The organism is Azohydromonas lata NBRC 102462 (genome assembly GCF_001571085.1).
Classification (GTDB): domain Bacteria; phylum Pseudomonadota; class Gammaproteobacteria; order Burkholderiales; family Burkholderiaceae_C; genus Azohydromonas; species Azohydromonas lata.
In genome coordinates, this window is the sequence record NZ_BCTC01000061.1 from 1 (window position 1) to 22,426 (window position 22,426).

General features: G+C 71.0%; 19 protein-coding genes. 10 read left to right on the top strand and 9 right to left on the bottom strand.

Annotation, left to right across the window (positions count from 1 at the left end; genetic code table 11):
* Nucleotides 1–220 precede the first annotated feature (220 nt).
* The 7 genes from ALA01S_RS19585 to ALA01S_RS19610 all read left to right on the top strand — a co-directional run bounded on the left by ALA01S_RS19585 (nt 221) and on the right by ALA01S_RS19610 (nt 7,257).
* On the top strand, nt 221–454 hold the full coding sequence (locus ALA01S_RS19585) for a hypothetical protein (protein ID WP_157119127.1): 234 nt from the start codon (nt 221–223) through the stop codon (nt 452–454).
* A gap of 193 nt (nt 455–647) precedes the next feature.
* Entirely contained in the window at nt 648–782 is a 135-nt protein-coding gene (locus tag ALA01S_RS35240) for a hypothetical protein (RefSeq protein WP_259375532.1), read from the top strand.
* A 6-nt stretch (nt 783–788) separates the two neighbouring features.
* Complete coding sequence (locus ALA01S_RS19590) at nt 789–1,574, top strand: SDR family oxidoreductase (protein WP_066339860.1); 786 nt, start codon at nt 789–791, stop codon at nt 1,572–1,574.
* Between the two features lie 318 nt (nt 1,575–1,892).
* Nucleotides 1,893–3,119, top strand: a complete 1,227-nt coding sequence (locus ALA01S_RS19595; protein ID WP_066339862.1) for a glycosyltransferase — start codon at nt 1,893–1,895, stop codon at nt 3,117–3,119.
* Between the two features lie 10 nt (nt 3,120–3,129).
* Nucleotides 3,130–5,010 (top strand): type I secretion system permease/ATPase, encoded by a 1,881-nt coding sequence (locus ALA01S_RS19600; protein ID WP_084267733.1) that lies wholly within the window; start codon nt 3,130–3,132, stop codon nt 5,008–5,010.
* Nucleotides 5,011–5,023: 13 nt separating this feature from the next.
* Nucleotides 5,024–6,349, top strand: a complete 1,326-nt coding sequence (locus ALA01S_RS19605) for an HlyD family type I secretion periplasmic adaptor subunit (protein ID WP_066339864.1) — start codon at nt 5,024–5,026, stop codon at nt 6,347–6,349.
* 299 nt (nt 6,350–6,648) lie between these two features.
* Entirely contained in the window at nt 6,649–7,257 is a 609-nt protein-coding gene (locus ALA01S_RS19610; protein WP_066339866.1) for an alpha/beta fold hydrolase, read from the top strand.
* A 45-nt stretch (nt 7,258–7,302) separates the two neighbouring features.
* Here ALA01S_RS19610 and ALA01S_RS35340 read toward each other — a convergent pair whose 3' ends face one another.
* From ALA01S_RS35340 to ALA01S_RS19630, 4 genes are all read right to left on the bottom strand, one after another.
* Nucleotides 7,303–9,570: a M10 family metallopeptidase C-terminal domain-containing protein gene (locus ALA01S_RS35340; RefSeq protein ID WP_066339867.1), complete on the bottom strand. Its 2,268-nt coding sequence runs from the start codon at nt 9,568–9,570 to the stop codon at nt 7,303–7,305.
* A 154-nt stretch (nt 9,571–9,724) separates the two neighbouring features.
* Nucleotides 9,725–11,827, bottom strand: a complete 2,103-nt coding sequence (locus ALA01S_RS35345) for a calcium-binding protein (protein WP_157119128.1) — start codon at nt 11,825–11,827, stop codon at nt 9,725–9,727.
* Between the two features lie 188 nt (nt 11,828–12,015).
* Complete coding sequence (locus tag ALA01S_RS19625; RefSeq protein ID WP_066339872.1) at nt 12,016–12,930, bottom strand: DMT family transporter; 915 nt, start codon at nt 12,928–12,930, stop codon at nt 12,016–12,018.
* The gene (locus tag ALA01S_RS19630) at nt 12,927–13,244 is read right to left on the bottom strand and encodes a putative signal transducing protein (protein ID WP_066339876.1); all 318 of its coding nucleotides are present in this window, start codon (nt 13,242–13,244) and stop codon (nt 12,927–12,929) included. The genes ALA01S_RS19625 and ALA01S_RS19630 overlap by 4 nt, the downstream gene beginning before the upstream one ends.
* A gap of 194 nt (nt 13,245–13,438) precedes the next feature.
* Here ALA01S_RS19630 and ALA01S_RS19635 point away from each other — a divergent pair, with 194 nt between their 5' ends.
* Nucleotides 13,439–14,431, top strand: coding sequence for a quinone oxidoreductase family protein (locus ALA01S_RS19635; RefSeq protein ID WP_238455861.1), 993 nt, complete (start codon nt 13,439–13,441; stop codon nt 14,429–14,431).
* Nucleotides 14,428–14,940, top strand: a complete 513-nt coding sequence (locus ALA01S_RS19640; RefSeq protein ID WP_084267734.1) for a GNAT family N-acetyltransferase — start codon at nt 14,428–14,430, stop codon at nt 14,938–14,940. Before ALA01S_RS19635 ends, ALA01S_RS19640 begins: the two co-directional genes overlap by 4 nt.
* Here the strand turns inward: ALA01S_RS19640 and ALA01S_RS19645 are convergent.
* Nucleotides 14,901–15,788, bottom strand: coding sequence for a DUF2189 domain-containing protein (locus tag ALA01S_RS19645; RefSeq protein WP_084267735.1), 888 nt, complete (start codon nt 15,786–15,788; stop codon nt 14,901–14,903). The two genes, ALA01S_RS19640 and ALA01S_RS19645, sit on opposite strands and share 40 nt — an antisense overlap.
* 130 nt (nt 15,789–15,918) lie before the next feature.
* On the opposite strand from ALA01S_RS19645, the gene ALA01S_RS19650 reads away from it, so the two are divergent.
* A complete protein-coding gene (locus ALA01S_RS19650; RefSeq protein ID WP_066339878.1) occupies nt 15,919–16,554 on the top strand; it encodes a hypothetical protein in 636 nt (211 codons plus the stop codon).
* Nucleotides 16,555–16,588: 34 nt separating this feature from the next.
* Here the strand turns inward: ALA01S_RS19650 and lspA are convergent, their stop codons facing one another.
* The 4 genes from lspA to ALA01S_RS19670 all read right to left on the bottom strand — a co-directional run bounded on the left by lspA (nt 16,589) and on the right by ALA01S_RS19670 (nt 22,416).
* Nucleotides 16,589–17,098 carry a signal peptidase II gene (gene lspA / locus ALA01S_RS19655; protein WP_066339923.1) on the bottom strand — a complete coding sequence of 170 codons (510 nt, stop codon included), beginning with the start codon at nt 17,096–17,098 and terminating at the stop codon, nt 16,589–16,591.
* A gap of 35 nt (nt 17,099–17,133) precedes the next feature.
* Nucleotides 17,134–20,010, bottom strand: a complete 2,877-nt coding sequence (gene ileS, locus ALA01S_RS19660; protein WP_066339925.1) for an isoleucine--tRNA ligase — start codon at nt 20,008–20,010, stop codon at nt 17,134–17,136.
* Between the two features lie 279 nt (nt 20,011–20,289).
* A complete protein-coding gene (locus ALA01S_RS19665; protein ID WP_157119129.1) occupies nt 20,290–21,414 on the bottom strand; it encodes a J domain-containing protein in 1,125 nt (374 codons plus the stop codon).
* A 39-nt stretch (nt 21,415–21,453) separates the two neighbouring features.
* Complete coding sequence (locus ALA01S_RS19670) at nt 21,454–22,416, bottom strand: bifunctional riboflavin kinase/FAD synthetase (protein WP_066339883.1); 963 nt, start codon at nt 22,414–22,416, stop codon at nt 21,454–21,456.
* Nucleotides 22,417–22,426 lie beyond the last annotated feature (10 nt).

The following is a 22,426-nucleotide window of genomic DNA, read 5'->3' on the forward strand; positions in this document are numbered from 1 at the left end:
CGGCCTGTTCCTCAACGTGCTGGGCAAGTTCTGAGGACGCTGGCCAAGGGCGGTGGCGCCAGCCGCCGCCCTGAAGCCTAAAGGCCAGACGCTGCAAGTGGGCATTACGCCGCGCCTGCGCGCTTGCCGTGAGGGCCACGGGGCCAAGGCGCATGAATCCATCGGTTACGCTTTTCTTCCGGGCTCAAGTCCTGAGCCATGCTGTTCCATCGGAGTGTTCATGAAGCGAATCATTGCCCTGGCCGCCGCCGCTTTGCTTGGCGTCAGTGCCCAGGCCGCCACCAGCCACCACGGCGCCCACGGCGCTGCCCTGTCGGCCAAGAGCGCCAAGACCGCCAAGGCCCAAAAGGCCGCCCACGCGCACAAGAGCGGCAAGGCCGTCATGGCCCACAAGCACGGTGCGCAAAAGCACCTGGCCAAGACCCAGCGCAAGGGCGCTCACAAGCACGCCTGACGTCCAGGCCGCGCCGCGGGCCCTGCCTGCGGCGCCTTGTACGGCGGCCCGCTGAAGGTGGCCGCCTTGCCCGCGCCGGTTCTTGGGCGGTCGCTGCCCGCTGCCACGGCGCGCACCTTCGCTCCTATAGGGATATAGGGATGCTCATGCCGGCCAGAGGGCGCACAGCCCGGCCGTGGCGGCGCAGGCGGGCATGATCGGCCCTTTGGCCGCCATCGCCCTGGGCGTACTGCTTCCGGGCAAGCCCTTTTCCATGTGTTCCATGGGGCGGGTGGCCGGTACGGCGCGGATGCCGCTGGTCATCGCGCCGCTGGACAAGCGGAGGTAAGGGCACATGGATCTGGGAATTCAAGGCCGCTGGGCACTGGTGTGCGCGGCCAGCAAGGGTTTGGGCAAGGGCTGCGCGCGCGCGCTGGTGCAGGAGGGCGTGAACGTCGTCATCACTGCACGCGGCGAGGAGGCGCTGCAGCGCACCGCCGAGGAGCTGCGCGCCCTGGCGCCGCCGGGCGTGCAGGTGCTGGCCGTGGCCGGCGACATCGCCACGGCCGAGGGCCGCGCCGCCGCGCTGGCGGCCTGCCCGCAGGTGGACATCCTGGTGAACAACGCCGGCGGGCCGCCGCCGGGCGATTTCCGCGACTGGGACCGCGAGGCCTGGATACGCGCGCTGGACGCCAACATGCTCACGCCCATCGAGCTGATGAAGGCGGTGGTGGACCCGATGATGGCGCGCGGCTGGGGCCGCGTGGTCAACATCACGTCCGCGGCGGTGAAGGCGCCCATAGACATCCTGGGCCTGTCCAATGGCGCGCGCAGCGGGCTCACCGGCTTCGTCGCGGGCCTGTCGCGCAAGACGGTGGCGCGCGGCGTGACCATCAACAACCTGCTGCCCGGGCCCTTCGACACCGACCGCATCCGGCAGACCCTGCAGGGTGCCGCCGCCAAGAGCGGCCGCCCGGTGGAGGAGATTGCCGAGGAGCGCCGCACGCAGAACCCGGCCGGGCGCTTCGGCACGGCCGACGAGTTCGGCGCCGCCTGCGCCTTCCTGTGCAGCGTGCACGCGGGCTTTATTACCGGGCAGAACCTGCTCATGGATGGCGGGGCGTATCCGGGCACGTTCTGAGCACGGACGTTGCGGGCGGAAACCTTGCGGGCGGGAGCCGTCTGAAGCCGGTTTCCTTGGCTTTGACGGCCGCAGCGCGTCCTTGGCGTGAACTCTGGCGCCTTTCCCGGCGCGCTCTTGTTGCGCGGCAAGCTGCTTGAAATTACCGACGTTTACACTCGCCGCGCCCTGAGGTGACCGGAGGCTGGTCCGGCCCTCGCGATCTCGCGTGGCCGGGGTTGGCCTGATGCGCCGGCCGCTTCATTTCCACCATTGGTTTCCTGTTCGTGCTGTCGCCCGCTGGCCGGGCCGGCGGTGCCGCCGCGGTTTTCGGCTTCCATGCGCCTGCTGTTCATTCACCAGAATTTCCCCGGCCAGTTCAAGCTGTTGAGCGCCGCGCTGGCCGCGCGCAGCGATTGCGAGGTCGTGGCCCTGGGCTCGGCCGAGCGCGTGCGCGGCCGCACCTATGCGCGTGGCGTGAAGGTGCTGGGCTACCCCGACCGCGCCCCCGGCCCCGAGGACGGCCGCCACACCCACCATTACCTGCGCGAGCACGAGCGCGCCGTGCGCCGCGGGCAGGACGTGGCCCGCGCGCTGTTGGAGCTGCATCGCAAGGGCTTCACGCCGGACGTGGTGGTGGCCCACCCCGGCTGGGGCGAGAGCCTGTTCGTCAAGGACGTGTTCCCGCGCGCGCGGCTCATCAACCTGTTCGAGTTCTTCTATGCCGGCAACGGCGCCGACGTGGGCTTCGACGCGGAGTTCCCGGTCAACGAGGACGACAGGCTGCGCCTGCGCATCAAGAACAACACCCAGCTCCAGGCGCTGGCCTACTGCGACCAGGGCCTGAGCCCGACGCAGTGGCAGCGCTCGCGCTTTCCCGAGCGCTTTCATCCGCTCATCGAGGTGCTGCACGAGGGGCTGGACCTGACCCACCTGCGCCCAAACCCCGACGCGCGCTTCACGCTGCCCAATGGCCGCGTGCTCAGCCGCGGCGACCGGGTGCTGACCTACGTGGCGCGCAACCTGGAGCCGTACCGGGGCTTCCACGTCTTCATGCGCGCCTTGCCGCAGCTGCTGGCGCGCGAGCCTGATCTGCAGGTGGTGGTGGCCGGCGCCACGGGCGTGAGCTACGGCTCGGCGCCGCCCAAGCCGCACGCCACGCACCTGGACTGGCTCGTGGCCGAAGGCGGCCGGCCCGACCCCGAGCGCGTGCACTTCACCGGGCCGCTGCCCTATGGCGAGTACGTGAAGCTGCTGCAGGTCTCCAGCGTGCACTGCTACCTCACGTACCCCTTCGTGCTGTCGTGGTCCATGCTCGAAGCCATGGCCTGCGGCTGCGCGGTGCTGGGCTCGGCCACGCCGCCGGTGCAGGAGTTCATCGAGGACGGCGTCAATGGCCGGCTCTTCGACTTCTTCGACCAGGCCGCGCTGCGCGACGGCGTGAGCCGCCTGCTGCGCGAAGACACCCGCGCGCTGCGCGAGCGCGCCCGCGCCACCGTGGCCGAGCGCATCGATTTCCACCGCCACGTGCTGCCGCGAGCCCTGCAGCTGCTGGGCCTGACCTGAGCCACTTTCCATGACCCGACCCGCGACCACCCCTTCGCCCTCCGCGGCCGCCGCAGCTTCCACCGGCGAGATCGCGCAGGTGCTGCGCGGCCTGCGCGCCAGCATGCTGGCCACGGGCAGCTTCAGCTTCGTGCTCAGCGCGCTGCTGCTGGTGCCTTCCGTCTACATGATGCAGGTCTACGACCGCGTGCTGGGCAGCCGCAACGAGATGACGCTGGCCATGCTCACGCTGCTGGCCGCGGGGCTCTACGCCGTCTACGCCGCGCTGGAGTACTTGCGCTCGGCCGTGCTGCAGCAGGTCAGCCACGCCATAGACAACAAGCTGTCCTCGCGCGTGTTCGAGGCCGCCTTCAGCGACGCCGCGCGCTCGCGCGGCGGCAACCCCAGCCTGGCGATGAACGACCTCACCACGGTGCGGCAGTTCGTGGCCGGCACGGGGCTGATCCTGCTCTTCGACGGCCCCTTCGCGCTGGTGTTCATGGCCGCGGGCTTCATGATCGACCTGTGGCTGGGCATGTTCCTGGTGGGCTCGTGCATCGTGCTGCTGCTGCTGCTGTGGTGGAGCGAGAAGCGCACGCACGCCCCGCTGCAGGAGGCCAACAAGCTCAACGCCCGCGCCTCCGGCTACATGAACAACAGCTTCCGCAACGCGGAGGTGATCCAGGCCATGGGCATGCTGCCGGCCGTGCAGCGGCGCTGGCAGAAGATGGGCGACCAGGCGCTGGACCTGCAGGCCGAGACCAGCGCCGCGGCCGCGCGCATCACGGCCGTGACCAAGTTCGTGCGCATCTTTTCGCAGTCGCTGGCCCTGGGGCTGGGCGCGCTGCTGGTGCTCGAAGGCCGCATGACGGGCGGGATGATGATTGCCGCCTCCATCCTGCTGGGCCGCGCGCTGTCGCCGCTGGAGATGCTCATCGGCGCCTGGCGCCAGATCGTGGCCGCGCGCGACGCGCAGCAGCGCCTGGAGCAGTTGCTGGCCGTGTCGCCGCCACCCGCGCAGCGCATGACGCTGCCGGCGCCCGCGGGCAAGCTGACGGTGGAAAACGTCTCCGTGGCCGCGCCGGGCTCGCAACTGGCGCTGCTGCGGCAGGTGAGCTTCAGTGCCGAGCCGGGCGAGCTGCTGGCCATCATCGGCCCAAGCGGCGCGGGCAAGTCCACCGTGGCGCGCGTGCTGGTGGGCGTGTGGACGCCGCAGGCCGGCAAGGTGCGGCTGGACGGCGCGGACCTGGCCACCTGGCCGCGCGAGCAGCTCGCGCCGCACATCGGCTTCCTGCCGCAGGACGTGGAGCTGTTCGAGGGCACGGTGGCCGAGAACATCGCCCGCCTGGCCGAGCCCGACAGCCAGGAGGTGGTGGCTGCCGCCCAGGCCGCGGGCATTCACGACATGGTGCTGCGCCTGCCCCAGGGCTACGACACGCCGGTGGGCCCGGGCGGCGCGGCGCTCTCCGGCGGCCAGCGCCAGCGCGTGGGCCTGGCGCGCGCGCTGTACGGCAAGCCGCAACTGCTGATCCTGGACGAGCCTAACGCCAACCTCGACGACGTGGGCGAGAACGCGCTGGCCGCGGCGCTGGCCGGCTGCAAGGCCCGCGGCGCCACGGTGGTGGTGGTGTCGCACCGCACCACGCTGCTGCGGCTGACCGACAAGATCCTGCTGATGCGCGACGGCCAGGTCGCCGCCTTCGGCCCGCGCGACAAGGTGCTGCAGGCGCTCAACGCGCAGCAGCCGCAGGGCGGGGGAGCTGTGCAGGCGCCGCCGCAGGGCGCGGCGCCGGCCGCCCCGGTGGCCCCGCAGGGCGCGCCGTCGAGCTTCGTTGTCGTACAGGGCGCGCAGGGTGCGGCCGTTGTCCCGGCCCCCGTGGCCGCCGGCCCGCGCCTGGGCTCTCCCGTTTGAAGGCAGTCCCCAGATGCTGAACCGATTCATTGACGCGCTGTCGCGCGATCCGCAATCGCGCCGCGACGGCAATCCCTGGCCGGCGATCCGCCTGGGCCTGGGCGTGGGCGTGCTGGGCTTTGGCGGCTTCCTGGCCTGGGCGGCGCTGGCGCCGCTGGACCAGGCGGTGCCGGGCATGGGCATGGTGGCCGTGGCCGACCAGCGCAAGGTGGTGCAGCACGTCAGCGGCGGGCGCATCGACTCGCTGCACGTGGCCGAGGGCGACAACGTGCAGGCCGGGCAACTGCTGCTCAAGCTGGACGTGCGCCAGATCCAGGCCGAGCTGGACGCCGCGCAGGCGCAGCAGGCGCTGGCGCGCGCGGCGCTGGGCCGGCTCGAAGCCGCCGCCGGCGGGCGCGACCGGCTGCCCGCCTCGGCGCTGCCTGCGGACGCCCGTTTCCAGGCCATAGGCGTGGCGCAGCAGTCGCTGCTGCAGGCGCAGCAGGGTGCGCGCCATGCCGAGCTGCAGCAGTTGCAGGCCAGCAAGGCGCAGCTCGAAGCCGAGCTGGAGGGCCACCGCCGCCTGGCCGCGGGCTACCGCGACCAGCTCGCCATCCTGCAGCAGCAGCGCGACGCGCTGGTGGAGCTGGTGGCGGAGGGCAACTATCCCAAGCTGCGGCTGCTGGACCTGGACCGCTCCATCTCCGAGCTCAAGACCAACATCGCGCACAGCGAGTCCGACGCGCTGCGCACGCAGCGCGGCATCGAGGAGTCAGCGGCCGCGCTGTCGCGGCGCCAGCGCGAGCAGGTGCGCGACCTCGAAACCGAGCGTGCCACGCTGGTGCACGACGAAGCCGCGCTGCAGGCGCGCGTGGTGTCGCTCACCACGGGGCTGCAGCAGGCCGAGCTGCGCGCGCCCGTGGCGGGCCAGGTGGTTGGGCTGGCGGTGCACACCGTGGGCGGCGTGGTGGCGCCGGGCGAGCGGCTGCTGGAGATCGTGCCGCAGGACAACGCGCTGCTGGTGGAAGCCAAGCTGCCGGTGAACATGGCCAACAAGCTCAAGGTGGGCCAGTCGGCGCAACTGCATTTCTCCAGCAGCGACCGGGTGAGGTTGCCCGACCTCAACGGCGAGCTGCTCACCGTGTCGGCCGACAAGCTGGAGGACCAGCGGTCGGGCACGCCCTACCTGCTGGCGCGCATCACCATCCCCGACGGCGAACGCGCCAAGCTGCCCACCGTGAACTCCCCGCTGCGCGCCGGCATGCCCGTGGACGTGCTCGTGCGCGTGGGCGAGCGCAGCTTCCTGGACTACGTGCTGGAGCCGCTGCGGGCGCGCTGGCGGCAGTCGCTCACGGAGTGAGCGCGGCGGCACGCGAAGCGTGCCGGGCAGGTGTCGGGAAATCGGAAAGCTGTTTCCTGATTGATTTTGAAGAATCCCTCATGAGTATTTCATGGGGGATTTTGTTTTTGGGGCTTGTATTTAAATAAGTTTTTGCGGTGGTGGGCGGGACGCAATAGGGAGGCCGCAAATGAAAGGCGTCACCGGGTTGGTCGCTTCGTTGCTTTACGGCATAGGCATGCGTCCGCCTAAAAATGCGAGAGCTTTTGTGTGGCTAATAATTCAAGAAAACCTGCCGTTATAGGCTCCGAGGAATTTCAATGAAAAATCCTGAAAAAATAATATTCCTCCCCGGCGCCACCGGCCGGGCCGATTTCTGGCACCCCATGTCCGACCAATTGACCCATCCTGCGCAAAGGCGGTTGCTCGGTTGGCCCGGCTTCGGCGGCGAGCCCGCGCGCTCGGACGTGCAGGGTTTCGACGGCCTGGTGGACCTGGTGCTGGCGGAAATCGACCGCCCCTGCGCCCTGGTGGCGCAGTCCATGGGCGGCGCGGTGGCGCTGCGCGCCGCGCTGGCACGGCCGGCGCTGGTGACGCACCTGGTGCTGTGCGTGACCTCCGGCGGCGTGGACATGTCCGGCGTCGGCGCGCAGGACTGGCGCCCGGACTTCTTCGCCGCCAACCCATCGCTGCCGCGCTGGTTCGAAAGCTATGCCGAAGACCTGGCGCCGCGCCTGGGCGCGGTCACGGCCCCGGCGCTGCTGCTGTGGGGCGACGACGACCCCATCAGCCCCGTGGCCGTGGGCCAGCGGCTGCAGGGCCTGCTGCCCAACGCGCGGCTGCACGTGTATCCCGGCGGCGGGCACGACCTGGCGCACCGGCACGCGCAGGCGCTGGCGCCGCTGGTGGACGCGCACCTGCGCGGCTGAGCGGCGCGCTCGCGCGACGGGCTCAGGCCCGGCGCGGTTGCGGCATCAGGCCAGCCACAGGCCGGCGGCGGTAATGCTGCTCACGCCGGTGAGCTTGAGCGCGAATTCGGCGTCGCGGTCGGTGTCGGTGTTGGCGGTGAGCAGGTGCGCTGCGGCATCGAAGTGCAGTTGCCCCGGCGCGCTGAAGGCCACGCTCAATGCGACGAGGCCGCTGAAGTGCTGCACGCCCGCGATGGAAGCGTTGGCGTCCACGTCGCGCAGGTCGATGCGGTCGCCCTGCGCCAGGCTGAAATCGGAGATGACGTCTGCGCCGGCCGCGGTCGCGCCGCTGTCGGAGAGGAGGCTGAAATCGAACACGTCGGCGCCCGCGCCGCCGGTGAGCGAGTCCAGCCCGGCGCCGCCATCCAGGGTGTCGTTGCCGGCCCCACCGTCCAGGGTGTCGATGCCCGCGCCGCCCAACAGCGTGTCGTTGCCGGCGCCGCCCTGCAGCAGGTTGGCGCCGGCAGTGCCGGTGAGCTTGTCGTTGAATGCGGAGCCGGTGAGGTTCTCGATGGCGGTCAGGGTGTCGCTGCCCGCGCCGCCGGTGTTCTGGGCAAGGGCCGTCAGCAGGCTCACGGTGACGGCGGCGGTGGCCGCGGCGTAGCTGGCCGTGTCGGCGTCCGCGCCGCCGTCCAGCGCGTCGTTGCCGGCGCCACCGTCCAGGGTGTCGTTGGCCGCGCCGCCCAACAGCGTGTCGTTGCCGGCGCCGCCCTGCAGCAGGTTGGCGCCGGCGGTGCCGGTGAGCTTGTCGTTGAAGGCCGAGCCGGTGAGGTTCTCGATCGCGGTGAGGGTGTCGGTGCCCGCGCCGCCGGTGTTCTGGGCGGTGCCCGGCAGCAGGTTCAAGGTGACGGTGACGGCGGCGGTGGCCGCGGCGTAGCTGGCCGTGTCGATGTCGGCGCCGCCGTCCAGCGCGTCGTTGCCGGCGCCACCGTCCAGGGTGTCGGCGCCCGCGCCGCCCAACAGCGTGTCGTTGCCCGCGGCGCCGGAGAGCACGTTGGCGGCGGCGTTGCCGGTGATGCGGTTGGCCAGGGTGTTGCCGGTGCCGTTGATGGCGGCCGAGCCCGTGAGGGTCAGCCACTCCAGGTTGGCGCCCAGGGTCCAGGTTACGGAGGACTGCACCGTGTCGATCTCGGTGGCGGCGGTGGCGGTCTCGGTCACGGTGTCGCCGGTTGAATCCACGGTGTAGGCGTCGTTGCCGCTGCCGCCGGTGAGCCGGTCGCTGCCGGCGCCGCCGTCCAGCGTGTCGTTGCCCGCGCCGCCTTGCAGGCTGTCGTTGCCGGCACCGCCCGACAGCAGGTTGGCGGCGTCGTTGCCGACGATCTCGTCGGCCCCGCTGCCGCCGGTGGCGTTCTCGATGACCGTGCCGTAGGCGATCCAGACGTTCTTCACGCCGGTTTGCAGCACGCCGCTGTAGCTCTCGATGTTGACGGCCTGGCCCAGGCGGCTGGCCTGGCCTTCGCGCAGGTCCAGCAGGCCGCCGAGGGTGCTGTCGTAGCGCAGCGTGTCGGTGCCGCCGCCGTCCCAGATCGTCTGGTGGTAGGTGGCCGTGCCGGAGAAGGCGTAGGTGGTGCTGGCGGCGTTGTACTGGCGGTTGGCGCCGTAGAGCGTCTGGATGGCCGCGACGTCCAGCAGCATGGGCGTGGTCGGCTCGAAGGAGTACCAGGTGTCGGTGCGGCCCGGCAGCGCCGAGTAGCTCATGACGGTGAGCGAGCGCGTGTCCTGCGCGGCGGCGATGCGCACGGCGTTGCTGCTGCCCGCTTCGAACGGGTGCTTGAGCCCAAGCGCGTGGCCGATCTCGTGGATGGCGGTCTGGTACTCATAGCTGCCCGGCGTCCAGGGGTCGGTGCGCGAGGTGCCCTGGGTGTCGAACCACACGTCGCCGGCGGCTGCGGCGTCGGAGGGCCCGTAGGCCCAGGCCTGCGCGTCGCTCAGGTTGGAGAAGGCGAAGCGCAGGTCGCCCACGGCGGAGGCGGTTTCCGTCACTTCGTTGAAGCGCAGCCCGCTGACGTTGGTCCAGGCGGCCAGCGCCGTGCGCACTGCGGCGCGGTTGTCGGTGGACAGCGCGGCATAGCCCGGGCTCCAGGGCTCCGCGGTGGTGTTGCTGCGCGGGCCATAGCCGCTGTTGGGGTCGGTGGACCACGCGGAGCCCGACCCCGCAAAGCTGTAGGAGAGGTTGGCGGTGGCCCAGCGCTGCCCGTCGATGAGGCTGTTGACGTCGGTGCGGCTGGAAAGCGGCGCGCTGTTGTTCGCGGACCAGCCGGTGGGGGTGGGCATCTGTGGGTTTCCGGGTCTCGTTGTTCCGTCCCTCGGTGGGACGGGCTGGCCCCCTATTCGACCGGCGGGCCCGCGGCTTGAGGCCGCGGCGTGCTGCCGGCGTCAAAAAGCCGCCGCACACGCCGGGCCGGCCTGCGCGGCGGCGATCGGCGCGTCAGAGCACGAAGTTGGCCGTGCTCAGCGAGGCCACGCCGGTGAGGCGGATGGCGAACTCGCTGGTCGCGAAGTTCAGGTCGGTGTTGCCGTAGAGCACGCCGCCCACGAGCTTGAGCTGCGCGGGCGCCGTGAAGTTGGCCGTGGCGGCGATGACGGCGGTGAAGGCGTCGTTGCTGCCCGCGGCGTTGGCGGTGTTGGCGTCCAGCGCGGAGAGGTCGATGAGGTCCTGGCCGGCGACGAAGTCCGTGATCACGTCGCACGTGGCGCTGGTGTTGCCGTTGACGTCGGCCAGCGAGGCGAAGACGAAGCGGTCGTTGCCCGCGCCACCGGTGAGCGAGTCCTGGCCGGCGCCGCCGTTGAGGGTGTCGTTGCCCGTGCCGCCTTCGAGCGTGTCCGTGCCCGCGCCGCCGAGCAGCACGTCGTTGCCGAAGTCGCCGCGCAGCAGGTCGTTGCCGGCACCGCCGTCGAGGCGGTCGTCGTCGGTGTAGGCGGTGGTGGGGTTGGTCAGCACCGTGGTGGAACCGGTGTAGCCATAGAGACGGTCGTTGCCGTCGCCACCCGACAGGGTGTCGTTGCCGTAGTAGCCGCGCAGTTCCTGGAAGCCGGCACCGCCGGTGAGCGAGTCGTTGCCCAGGCCGCCCTGCACGCCGTAGACGCCGCTGAAGGTCACGGTGCCCAGGCCACCGTCGGTCATGCCGTAGGCGGCGGTGCCGGCCGAGGCGCTGGTGAAGGTGGCGATGACGGACGGCGTGCTGCCGGTGAGCTTTTCCACGCCCATGGAGGCGAAATTCACGCGCGTGGCGCCGTTGCCGATGACGGTGTCGTTGCCGCCCGTGGGCCGGTACTCGTTGAACGCGGTGGAGGCCAGCGTCTCGCCGCTGGGCGCGCCCACGATGCAGTCGCCATAGTTGGCCGAACGGCCCGTGGTGGCGTTGCTCAGCGTGAAGCCGCGGGCGTCGAACACGTCGTCGAGATAGGTGCCGCTGACGGCTTCGATGCCGCGCAGCGTGTCGGTGCCCACCACGATGGCGTCGCCGGTGACGATGCCGCTGGCCAGGTTCACCGTGACGCCTTCGGACATGGGCTGGCCGGTGTTGTATTCGGCACGGTCAAGGCCGGTCTTGCCGTCGATGAGATCGTCGCCGCCGTTGCCCCGGAAGCGCTCGGCGCTGGCGTCGCCCCCCACGGTGGACGTGGCCGCGAAGCCCAGCGTGTTGACGTGGCCGCCGCCGACCAGGGTGTCGTTGAAGTTGCCTCCGCGGATGCCGCTCACGCCCGAGGCCTGGGTACCGGTACTGACACCGTAGCCGCTGGCGCCCGTGGAGGCGGTGTAGGCCAGCACCACGGCCCCCTTGGTGCCGCCCAACGCCTGCTGCGACGCCAGGCTCAGGCTCAGCGAGCCCGCCGCGTTGCTGTAGTTGAGCACCGTCTCGCCGTTGCCCGTGATGACGTCGGCGCCGTTTTGCGTCGTCAGCAGGTTGAAGCCGTCGCCCTCGGAGTTGCGGTTGACGCTGGTGGCGCCGAAGCCGGTGGCGTCAATCGTGTCGACGCCGTTGGTGCCCACGATGATTTCCACCTGGCGCAGCGTGTCCACGCCGCCGGCGCTGCCGTCGACCTTGACCTTGGTGGCCGTGCCGGCGGCCAGGCTCACGTTGACGCGGCCAAAGTCGCCGTAGTTGGCGCTGTCCAGGCCGCCCATGCCGTTGATGGTGTCGTTGCCCAGGCTGGCGCGGAACTCCTCGGAATCGCCCCAGCGCTCGCGTCCGGTGATGGAGTCGTTGCCTGCCGTGCCGACGATGGTGTCCACGCCCACCAGCGTGTCCGTGCCCAGCAGCGTGCCGGCGGCGTTGTACTTGGCCACCGTGCCGGCCTGCAGGTTGGCCACGATGCGGCCCACGCTGCTGTAGTTGACGGTGTCGTAGTCGTTGTAGCCGTAGCGCCAGTAGGCGGCCGATGCGGCGAAGCCGGCATTGATGAGGTCGCTGCCGCCGCTGGCGAAGATGGTGTCGCTGCCGTTGCCGGTGCTGATGGTGTCGTTGCTGGCGGTGACGCGCGAGGCATCAATCATGTCGCCAAAGGCGGTACCCAGAATCTTTGCCACGGTGCTTCCCTCGAATCTGCTGTTGGTGGGCTGGACGCCGTCGCGCAGCACGCGTCAAAACGGCGGGCACTGGGTTTCCTTGGGCAGGAAACCAGCGTTTTCAGTGTATCCAGAGGTTTTGAGCGCAGGCATGGGGCGTCGGCGTGCGCCGATGCATGTAGCGCAGCGTGTGGGCTCGTGAAGTTGCCTCAGCCGCGCCGCCCCGACACCGCGATGCCCGCCAGGATCAGGACGAAGGCCGCCCCGTGGTACCAGCGCGGGGGCTCGCCCAGCACGGCCGCCGACATCAGCGCCGCGAACAGCGGCGTGAGGTTGCTGAAGAAGGCCGCCAGCGCCGGCCCGGCCGTGGCCACGCCCAGGCCCCAGCAGCGGTAGGCCAGCACGGCCGGCCCAACGGCCACGTAGGCCAGCGCCGCCCAGGTCCAGCCGCGGTCCCAGCGTATGGCGTAGGTGCCCGCGGCCTGCTCCAGGGCGGCGGCGGCACCCGCGCCCAACAGGCCGAACAGCACCTGCAGCAGCAGCGCCTCTGCCCAATGCCAGGCGGGCTTGTGGTCGCCGCGCATGGCGCCCGGCGGGCGCGCCAGCAGCCAGCTGTAGAAGGCCCAGGCGATGATGGCCACGATCACGTACAGGTCGCCGCGCACGAAGCGCACGGAGAGCAGCGCGTGGGGGTCGCCCCGCGCGATCACGAACAGCACGCCCGTGAGCGACAGCAGCGCGCCCAGGATCTGCTTGGGTCCCGGGTGCTCGCGGTAGAAGAGGGCGCCCACGGCCAGCATCCACACCGGCATGCTGGAGGCGATGAGCGTGACGTTGATGGGCGTGGAGCTCACCAGCGCCAGGTACTGCAGCGCGTTGTACATGCCCACGCCCAGCGTGCCGGTGAGCAGCAGGTAGGGCCAGCGCGTGCGCAGCTCGCCCGGCGCGCGCAGCACGCGCCAGCCCAGCGGCAGCAGCAGCAGCGCGGCCAGCACCCAGCGCAGGAAGTTCATGGTCAGCGGCGGCACGCTGCCCACCACCAGGCGGCCCACCACGGCGTTGCCGGCCCACAGCAGGGGCGGCAGCGTCAGCAGCAAGGCGGTGCGGGGGGACAGCCGCGTCACAGCGCGTCTCCCTGCGGGCGCAGCGCGCCGCAGTTCCAGCACTGGCCGAAGGGGCCGTCCACCTGCTCGCCGCAGGCGGCGCAGCGCCAGTGCTGGGCGGGCAGGTTCTGCTGCGCCCGCAGCAGCGCGCGGGCCTCCTCCAGGCGGTCGTCGTCCATCACCCAGACCTCCGGCAGCGCCTGGTCCGGCGGGATCTCTCCGGCGATGCTGCCGGCCCAGGCGCGCTGCACTTGGGCGTCCACGCCGCACTGCGTCAGCAGCTCGGCCCACAGGGTGGCGATGGCGAGGTTGGGGGCGGTGGTGAGGCGGCGCATGGAGCAGCCGCGTGAAGCGGCCGGTACGTCAGGGCATGGCACCATAACCGGCTGCCGGCGCGCATGCCGGCCGGCGCCCGCCGCGCGGCAAGGCCCAGGCCCGCCCTTTGGGTTGTGCAGGGCTGCATTGGGCCGCGTGGGGCCGCGGCGCCGGGCGCAGCCCGGCGGCACGCCGACCAACCGGAGACTTCCCTGTGATCCATCCCAACGAGAAAGCCATTCTCTTTGCCCGCGCGGGCGGCCCCGAGGTGCTGGAGCTGCAGCCCGTGGCCGTGGGCGAACCCGGCCCGGGCGAGGTGCGCATCCGCCACCACGCCTGCGGGCTCAACTACATCGACGTGTACTTCCGCCTGGGCACCTACCCGCAGCCGCTGCCCGGCGGCCTGGGCATGGAGGGCGCGGGCGTCATCGAGGCCGTGGGCCCCGGCGTGACGCACCTGCAGCCCGGCGACCGCGCCGCCTATGCCAGCCAGCCGCCCGGCGCCTACTGCACGGCGCGCGTGATGCCGGCCACGCACGTGGTGAGGCTGCCCGACGGCATCGACTTCGAGACGGGCGCGGCCATGATGCTCAAGGGCCTGACGGTGCAGTACCTGCTGCGCCGCACGCTGCCCGCGCAAGGCCTGCAGCCCGGCGACCACGTGCTCTTCCATGCCGCGGCCGGCGGCGTGGGCCTGATCGCCTGCCAATGGGCCAGGGCGCTGGGCCTGCAGCTCATAGGCACGGCCGGCTCGCAGGTCAAGTGCGAGCTGGCGCTGGCCAACGGCGCGGCACACGCCATCGACTACTCCAAGGAGGACTTCGTCGCGCGCGTCAACGAGATCACCGGCGGCGCGGGCGTGAAGGTGGTGTACGACTCCGTGGGCCGCGACACCTTCGAGCGCTCGCTGCAGTGCCTGCGGCCCTTCGGCCTGATGGCGCTGTTCGGCGCCTCCTCCGGCCCCGTGCCGCCGGTGGACATCGGCCTGCTGGCGAAAAAATCGCTGTACCTGACGCGGCCGACGCTGTTCACCCACCTGGCCAGCCGCGAAGCCACGCAGGCCATGGCCGACGAGCTGTTCGAAGTGGTCGGCTCCGGCGCCGTGGCCATTCCCGTGGAGCGCCGCTACGCGCTGGCCGACGCGGCCCAAGCGCACCGCGACCTGGAAGCGCGGCTGACCACCGGCTGCAGCGTGCTCCTGCCATGAGCGCCGTGGCCGACGTGACTCCAGCCCAGGCGCAGGCGCAGGCCCAGCGGTTGCGCTGGCGCTGCGAGCCCTTTGAGACGCTGGACGTGGCTTCGCTCTACGCGCTGCTGCAACTGCGCTCGCAGATCTTCGTGGTGGAGCAGAACTGCGTGTACCTGGACCCCGATGGGGCCGATCTGCACTGCCACCACCTGCTGGGCTTTGACGGAGAGGGCCGGCTGCAGGCGGCGCTGCGCCTGGTGCCGCCGGGGCTGAAGTACGGCGAGGCCTCCATGGGCCGCGTCGTCACCTCAGCCGCGGTGCGCGGCAGCGGCGTGGGCCACGCGCTGGTGGCGCAAGGCCTGCGCGAGAGTGCGCGCATCCACCCGGGGCACGGCCTGCGCATCTCGGCACAGGCCCATTTGCAGCGCTTCTACGAGGCGCACGGCTTCCGGGCGGAGGGGGAGACTTACCTGGAAGACGACATCCCTCACATCGAGATGTCGCGCGGCGCGCCGTCGGCGGCCTGAGGCGTGTCCGCCGCGGCGTCGGTTGTCGGCTGCTCGGCCGCCACCGCGCCGCGGTAGGCGTGCCAGGAGGCGTGGCCCAGCCAGGGGCCGACCACCAGCAGCCCGGCGAAGAAGGGCAGCATGGCGGCGACCACCAGCAGCGTGATGAGCGCGCCCCAGAACAGCATCACGCCGGGCTGCGTCAGGCACAGCCGCAGGCTGGTGAGGCCGGCGGTGATGGCGTCGGTCTGGCGGTCCAGGATCATGGGGATGGAGACCACGCTGACGGCGTAGATCAGCCCCGCGAACACCGCGCCCACGGCCAGGTAGGTGATGGTGAAGGCGAGGTTCTCCGGCTCGGCCAGCATGGTCAGCGAGCCCTTGAAGTCCGGCATGCCGTCAAAGCTCACGGCGAAGACGATCATGGCCGCGCGGCCCCAGATCATCTCCAGCACCAGCAGCACGCCGCCGAACAAGGCCAGCGTGCCGGTGCGCGTGTCCCAGGCCAGCAGCGAGTCGCCCAAGTCGGGCGGCTCGCCGCGCTCCAGGTGGCGGCTGGCCTGGTACAGGCCCAGGCACAGGAAGGGGCCCACGAGCAGGAAGCCGGCCGAGAGCGCCAGCACGTAGGCCGGCGCTTCCTCGAACACCTTCATGAGCGCGTAGCCCATGGCGACGAAGGCCGCGCCGTAGAACAGCCCCAGGCCGGGGCAGCGCGTGAAATCGCGCCAGCCCAGGGCCAGCCAGCGCAGCGGGTCGGACCAGCGCAGCGTGCGCAGCTCGATGGAGAGGGCCGAGGGCGGCTGCGCGGCGGCGCCGGCAGCGCCTGTCGTTGCCGGCACGGAGCCGCTGTTGAACGGTTCGGACGCCATGAATGCTTCCTCCACGTGATGCTGGTGCGTGGCAGGGTAGGGGACATGGGAAACCCCAGTGCATGGGGTTAGTCCTGGGGGCGCTGCCAATTGCGTCACGCCCACCATGCGCGGCTTGCAGGAGGTTTCAATGGCTTTGCGTTTGTCGTTCGAGCGCGTCTTTCGCGGCACCTGCCGCGCCGCCGGGTGGGCGGTTTTCTCCATGGCGGCCGTGGCCGCGTCGGCCCAGGAGCTGCCCATTGCCGGGCAGACGCAGGAACTGCCCATTGCTGGGCAGGAGCCCGTGCTTGGGCTGCGTTTTCCCGTTGGGCGGGTGCAGTTCGAGCCGCTGCCGGCGGACGTGCTCAAGGCCTGCCCGGCGGCGCTGGCCGTGGAGGGGCGCGAGCGCAGCGGCTGGCTGCTGGCGCAGGCGCAGGAAGGCGGGCACCGCTACGTGGCGTTGGGCGGGTTCCTGATGCCGCGCGGCGGCGGCGCGGCGCAGGTGGAAACCGACCTGCGCGGCGCGGTGGTGGACATGACTTCAGCCGGTTGCGAGCTGCTGGGCCCGGCGCGCCGGGTGTTCGACGCGCCGCCGCCGGCGCTACCCGCCGCGGCGCTGGAGCAGCTTGCCGCCGACCTGGCCCGGCGCTACGCCCAGGCCTTCGGCAGTGCCGACGGGCTGCAGGCCGTGATGCGCCGCCAGCGCCTCACGCCTGCGGCCGACGCCAGCCCCGTGCTGCACAAGGCGCTGGGCGTGGTGGACGGGGGCATGGTGCCGGTGCGCTGAAAGCGCGCCGGCCGCTGGGCGGCGCGGGGTGCCGCTACTTGGCCCCGCGCACGCGCCGCAGCTCGTCCACGATCAGGCAGATCGCCCCGAGCGTGATGGCGCTGTCGGCCAGGTTGAAGGCCGGGAAGTGCCGGCCGGCGAGGTGGAAGTCCAGCATGTCCACCACGTAGCCGTGCATGAGGCGGTCGATCACGTTGCCCAGCGCGCCGCCCATGATCATGGTGATGGCGAAGCAGAAGAGCTTCTGCCCCGGGTGCTTCTTGAGCATCCACACGATGAAGGCCGAAGCCGCCAGCGCCAGCGCGGTGAAGAACCAGCGCTGCCAGCCGCCCGCATGCGCCAGGAAGCTGAAGGCCGCGCCGGTGTTGTGCGCGCGCACGAGGTTGAAGAAGCTCGTGATGGCACGGCCCTCGCCGTACTGGAACCAGCCCAGGATCAGCGTCTTGCTGAGCTGGTCGATCACGACCACCAGCACCGCCAGCCCAAGCCACAGCAGCAGCCCCGGCGCGCCGGACGCGCTGGGGGCCGCAGGGCTCTTGACCAGCTTGGGCTTCGCAGCCGCCTTGCCGCCGGCCACGGTCAGGCCACCACGCGCGGCTCGCCCGCGCCGAAGAGGTTGCTCACGCAGCGGCCGCACAGCGTCGGGTGCGCTTCGTCCGCGCCCACGTCGGCCCGCCAGTGCCAGCAGCGCTCGCACTTCTGGTCGGACGAGGGCGTGACCTCGATGGCCAGCTCCGCGCCGCGCACCAGCTCGACCACCGACACGATGAGCACGAACTTCAGGTCGTCGCCCAGCGAGGACAGCAAGGCGAAGTCCTCCTCGTTGACCGTGAGCTTCACGTTGGCCTGCAGGGAGGAGCCCACGCCGCCGGCGCTGCGCACGGCTTCGATGGCCTTGTTCACCGCGTCGCGGATCTCGCGCACGCGCTGCCAGCGCGCCAGCAGCGCCTCGTTGGCCTGGGTGAAGGGCCAGTAGGTCTCGGTGAAGATGGTTTGTCCGCCGCCGAAGTGCTTCCACGCCTCCTCGGCCGTGAAGCTCAGGAAGGGCGCCATCCAGCGCAGCATGGCGTGCGTGATGTGCCACAGCGCCGTCTGCGCGCTGCGCCGCGCGTGCGACTTGGGCGCGGTGGTGTAGAGCCGGTCCTTGAGCACGTCCAGGTAGAAGGCGCCCAGGTCTTCCGAGCAATACACCTGCAGCTTGGACACCACGGGGTGGAACTCGTAGCGGTCGAAGTGCGCCAGGATCTCGCTTTGCATCTGCGAGGCGCGGCTCAAGGCGTAGCGGTCCACCTCCAGCAGCTCCTCCAGCGGCACGGCGTCGGCCTTGGGGTCGAAGTCCGAGGCGTTGGCCATCAGGAAGCGCAGCGTGTTGCGGATGCGGCGGTAGGCATCGACGACGCGGGCGAGGATCTTGTCGTCGATGTTGAGGTCGCCCGAGTAGTCGGTGGAGGCGCACCAGAGGCGGATGATTTCCGCGCCCAGCTTGTTGCTCACCGACTGCGGCTCGACGATGTTGCCGAGGCTCTTGGACATCTTGCGGCCCTGGCCGTCGGTCGCGAAGCCGTGCGTGAGCAGCCCCTTGTAGGGCGCGCGGCCCTCCAGCGCGCAGGCGATCAGCAGCGAGCTGTGGAACCAGCCGCGGTGCTGGTCGTGGCCTTCGAGGTACAGGTCGGCCTCGGGGCCGCTGGCGTGGCCCTGGCCGGCGTGGCTGCCGCGCAGCACGTGGAAGAAGGTGGAGCCGGAGTCGAACCACACGTCCAGGATGTCGGTGCTCTTGGCGTAGTCGGCGGCCTCGTCGCCCAGCCATTCGGCCGGGTCCAGCTTGCTCCAGGCCTCGATGTTGCCGGCCTCCACCAGTTGCGCCGCACGCTCCACGAGCTCCAGCGTGCGCGGGTGCAGCTCGCCCGTGACCTTGTGCAGGAAGAAGGGCAGCGGCACGCCCCAGCTGCGCTGGCGGCTGATGCACCAGTCGGGGCGGTTGGCGATCATGTCGCGCAGCCGCGCGCGGCCGTTCTCGGGGTAGAAGCTTGTCGCGTCTATGGCCTGCAGCGCGATCTGGCGCAGCGTGCCCGGGGCCTTGTCCACCGTGCACACGCCTTCGCCCTCGTCCATGCGGACGAACCACTGTGCCGCGGCGCGGTAGATCACCGGCGTCTTGTGGCGCCAGCAGTGCGGGTAGCTGTGCTGCAGCTGCGAGGTGGCCATGAGGCGGCCCGCGTCCTGCAGCGCCTGCACGATGTGGGGGTTGGCCTTCCAGATGAACTGGCCGCCGAACAGGGGCAGGTCGGCCGCGTACACGCCGTTGCCCTGCACGGGGTTGAGGATGTCGGTGGACTTCATCCCGTGCGCGAGGCAGGAGTTGAAGTCGTCCACGCCGTAGGCGGGCGCGGAGTGGACGATGCCGGTGCCGTCCTCGGCCGTGGCGTAGTCGGCCAGGATGACGGTGGCCGTGCGCGCGAAGCCCGGGTCCACGTCCGCGAACGGATGGTGGAACTGCAGCCCTTCCAGGTTGCGGCCGGCGGTGGTGGCGAGCACCTCGCCTTCCAGGCCGTAGCGCGCGAGGCACTTCTCCACCAGCGCCTCGGCCAGCACCAGCAGCCCGCGCGGCGTGCGCACCAGGGCGTAGGGCAGCTCGGGGTTGAGGTTGAGCGCCTGGTTGGCCGGGATGGTCCAGGGCGTGGTGGTCCAGATGACGATGAAGGCGTCCTGCGCCAGCGCGGGCAGGTCGGGGTCGGCCAGGCCGAAGGCGGCGGCCAGCCGGGCCGGGTCGGCGGCCTTGAAGGCCACGTCGATGGTCGGCGACGTTTTATCCGCGTACTCGATCTCGAACTCGGCCAGCGAGCTGCCGCAGTCGAAGCACCAGTACACGGGCTTGAGGCCGCGGTAGACGTAGCCGCGCTCCATGAGCCTGCCCAGCACGCGGATCTCGCCGGCCTCGTTGCCGCGGTCCATGGTGCGGTAGGGGTGCTCCCAGTCGCCGATGACGCCCAGGCGCTTGAAGTCGGCCATCTGCTGCGCGATCTGCTCGCCGGCGTAGGCGCGGCTCTTGGCCTGCACCTCGTCGCGGGGCAGGCCGCGGCCGTGGGTCTTCTCGATCTGGTTCTCGATGGGCAGGCCGTGGCAGTCCCAGCCCGGCACGTACAGCGCGTCGAAGCCGCCCAGCTGCTTGGACTTGACGATCATGTCCTTGAGGATCTTGTTGACCGCGTGGCCGATGTGCAGCTTGCCGTTGGCGTAGGGCGGGCCGTCGTGCAGGACGAAGCGCGGGGCGCCGCAGCGCGCCTCGCGCAGCCGCTTGTAGAGGCCCTGGCTTTCCCACTCCTTCACCCAGCCCGGCTCCCGCTTGGGCAGGTCGCCCCGCATCGGGAAGCTCGTATCGGGCAAGTTCAGCGTGGCGCGGTAGTCCGTGGCGGGGGCCGTGGAGGTGTCGGGAGCAGCGGCGGTGGAGTCGTTCATGGCGGTGGCGCGGTCGCGGCCGGCGTGTCTGGAGGGGCTTTGGGCGGGCGCGCACAAGAGGAAGGCGCTCCCGCCGCGGGCGGTGTTCAGCGGTGCGGCGCGTGCGTGTTGCCCTGGGGGCAGGGCCGACGCGCCGATGGGCGGCCGGCTTTTAAATTCGGTCGCGCGTGGCCTGGCGCCGGGTGCAGGCGTGCCAGCGGCGCAGTTGCGTCAGGAAGAGGCAAGAGGGCATCCCCTGATTTTAAGGGCTGCCCCGGTGGCGCGCCGGGTGCGCGGCGGTCAGAAGAAATCGAAGCCCGGGAAGTCCGGCTGGTTCAGCCGCCGACGCTCGGCCTTGAGCATGCGCTTGACCGCGGCCTTGTCCTGCAGCCGCATCAGGTCACGGGCCGCCTGCGCCATGCTGGCCTGCAGCTCGTGGCGCTGGCCCTCCAGCAGCGGGCCAAGCTGGCGAGGGTGGGTGACCTGTCCGGGCAAGAGGCCGAACTCCATGCCGAACCCGGCCTCGACGTGCAGCAGCTCGGCCTGCAATTCGTCGAGCTGCTCTGCCAGCACCTTGTTGTAGTGCTTCAGGCGCTGCGGGTCGGCGCGGGCGACGTGGTCGGCGTCTATCTGCTCGATCTGCAACTGCAGCTCCAGCAGCGTGAGCAGGTCGCCGGCCTCGTGCGCCTGGTTGACCTTCTGCATGAGGGCGGTTTTCTCCGCGCGCCGCTCGGGGTCGGCCTCGCGGTCCGGGTGCAGCGCGCTGGCGAGCTTGCGGTAGACCTCGCGCACGGACTGCGTGGCCTGCTGCGCCTCGGTCTCGCGCTTGAGCTGCGCGGCCGTCTTGCGCTTGGCCGGGCGGGCGGCGCGCGCGGCTTCCTGCTCGTCCTGACGGGCCGCCTCTTCGGCCGCCTGCTGCTGCAGGCGCTGGCGCATGCGCTCGATCAGATCCTCCTGGCTGCGGATGTCGTCGCCGTCGCCCAGGTCCAGCCCCGTCATGTGCTCGGCCATTGCCTTCAGGGCGTGCACCGACTCTTGCTGTTCGTCGTCGAAGCTCAGGTCCGCATGCTTGTCGAACAAAGCCTTGATCTCGTCGTCGCCCTCATCCATGTCGAGCAGGCCACCGGCGGCTTCGCAGATCAGCTCGGCCATCGTTTCGCGCTCCACCTTGGTCCAGCCGCGCTGTTCCAGCAGGGCGTCCAGCGCGAAGGCCCATTGCCGCTGGGCGCCGCTGAGCGAGTCCAGCAGCGGGCGCAACACCTGCTCGCGCGAGCGCCGGTACGCGGCAATGGCCTGCGGCCAGTCCTGCAGCGTCTTGCGCGCCTCGGCGATGCGCCGCACCAGGCTGTTGAAGCGCTTGTGCTGCGCAGACAGCGGCGCGCCAGCCTGGCCTTCCCGTACTTGCAAACCGGTTGCACGTGCCATGGATCGCGTACCTCCGACGAAAGCGGTGAGCCTGCCGGCTCAGGGCGCCGGATGCGCCGCGAACCACGCGCGCGCGTCGGTCTCGTCCTGGGCTATGGCCGCGCGCAGCGCGTCCAGCGAGGGGTAGCGGCGCTCGTCGTGCAGCTTGTGCAGCAGCTCCACGCGGATGCACTTGCCGTAGCCCGCCTCCAGCCCAAGCGGCCACTCCAGGCAGTGCGTTTCCAGCAGCACGCGCCCGGCGTCTTCCACCGTGGGGCGCACGCCCAGGCTGGCCACGCCGGGCAGCGGCTGGTCGGTGAGGCCGTGCACGCGGACCACGAAGATGCCCATGGCTGCCGGCTTGGGATGGTCGAAGCGCAGGTTGAGCGTTCTGAAGCCCAGGTCGCGGCCGAGCTTGCGCCCGTGCATCACGTGGCCGCTGATGCTGTAGGGGCGCCCCAGCAGCACGGCCGCCTGCTCCATGTTTCCCTGCGCCAGCGCCTCGCGCACCGCGGAGCTGGACACGCGCAGCCCATGCACCTCGTAGCTGAGCATGCGCGCCACGTCGAAGCCGGCGGCGTCGCCCGCGGCGTCCAGCGTGGCGTAATCGCCGGCGCGCCTGGCGCCGTAGCAGAAGTCGTCGCCCACCAGCACGTAGCGCGCGTGCAAGCCCTGCACCAGCACCTCGTCCACGAAGGCCTGCGGCGAGAGGGCGGCAAAGCGCTGGTCGAAGCGCAGGATCACCACCTGGTCTATGCCGCAGCGCTCCAGCTCGGTGAGCTTGTCGCGCAGGTTGGCGATGCGCGCCGGCGCCAGTTGCGGCTGCCCCGTGCGCTGCGCGAAGAAGTCGCGCGGATGCGGCTCGAAGCTCAGCACGCAACTGGGCACGCCGCGATGGCGGGCCTCGTTGGTGAGCAGCGCCAGCATGGCCTGGTGGCCGCGGTGGACGCCGTCGAAGTTGCCGATGGTGAGCGCGCAGGCGCTCGCTATGCCGGGATGGTGAAAACCGCGGAAGACGCGCATGGGGGCGATT

Coding starts and splice junctions, on each gene's coding strand:
- ALA01S_RS19585 (WP_157119127.1), top strand. CDS start 221: ATGAAGCGAATCATTGCCCTGGCCGCCGCCGCTTTGCTTGGCGTCAGT.
- ALA01S_RS35240 (WP_259375532.1), top strand. CDS start 648: ATGATCGGCCCTTTGGCCGCCATCGCCCTGGGCGTACTGCTTCCGGGC.
- ALA01S_RS19590 (WP_066339860.1), top strand. CDS start 789: ATGGATCTGGGAATTCAAGGCCGCTGGGCACTGGTGTGCGCGGCCAGC.
- ALA01S_RS19595 (WP_066339862.1), top strand. CDS start 1,893: ATGCGCCTGCTGTTCATTCACCAGAATTTCCCCGGCCAGTTCAAGCTG.
- ALA01S_RS19600 (WP_084267733.1), top strand. CDS start 3,130: ATGACCCGACCCGCGACCACCCCTTCGCCCTCCGCGGCCGCCGCAGCT.
- ALA01S_RS19605 (WP_066339864.1), top strand. CDS start 5,024: ATGCTGAACCGATTCATTGACGCGCTGTCGCGCGATCCGCAATCGCGC.
- ALA01S_RS19610 (WP_066339866.1), top strand. CDS start 6,649: ATGAAAAATCCTGAAAAAATAATATTCCTCCCCGGCGCCACCGGCCGG.
- ALA01S_RS35340 (WP_066339867.1), bottom strand. CDS start 9,570: ATGCCCACCCCCACCGGCTGGTCCGCGAACAACAGCGCGCCGCTTTCC.
- ALA01S_RS19630 (WP_066339876.1), bottom strand. CDS start 13,244: ATGCGCCGCCTCACCACCGCCCCCAACCTCGCCATCGCCACCCTGTGG.
- ALA01S_RS19640 (WP_084267734.1), top strand. CDS start 14,428: ATGAGCGCCGTGGCCGACGTGACTCCAGCCCAGGCGCAGGCGCAGGCC.
- ALA01S_RS19645 (WP_084267735.1), bottom strand. CDS start 15,788: ATGGCGTCCGAACCGTTCAACAGCGGCTCCGTGCCGGCAACGACAGGC.
- ALA01S_RS19650 (WP_066339878.1), top strand. CDS start 15,919: ATGGCTTTGCGTTTGTCGTTCGAGCGCGTCTTTCGCGGCACCTGCCGC.
- ileS (WP_066339925.1), bottom strand. CDS start 20,010: ATGAACGACTCCACCGCCGCTGCTCCCGACACCTCCACGGCCCCCGCC.
- ALA01S_RS19665 (WP_157119129.1), bottom strand. CDS start 21,414: ATGGCACGTGCAACCGGTTTGCAAGTACGGGAAGGCCAGGCTGGCGCG.
- ALA01S_RS19670 (WP_066339883.1), bottom strand. CDS start 22,416: ATGCGCGTCTTCCGCGGTTTTCACCATCCCGGCATAGCGAGCGCCTGC.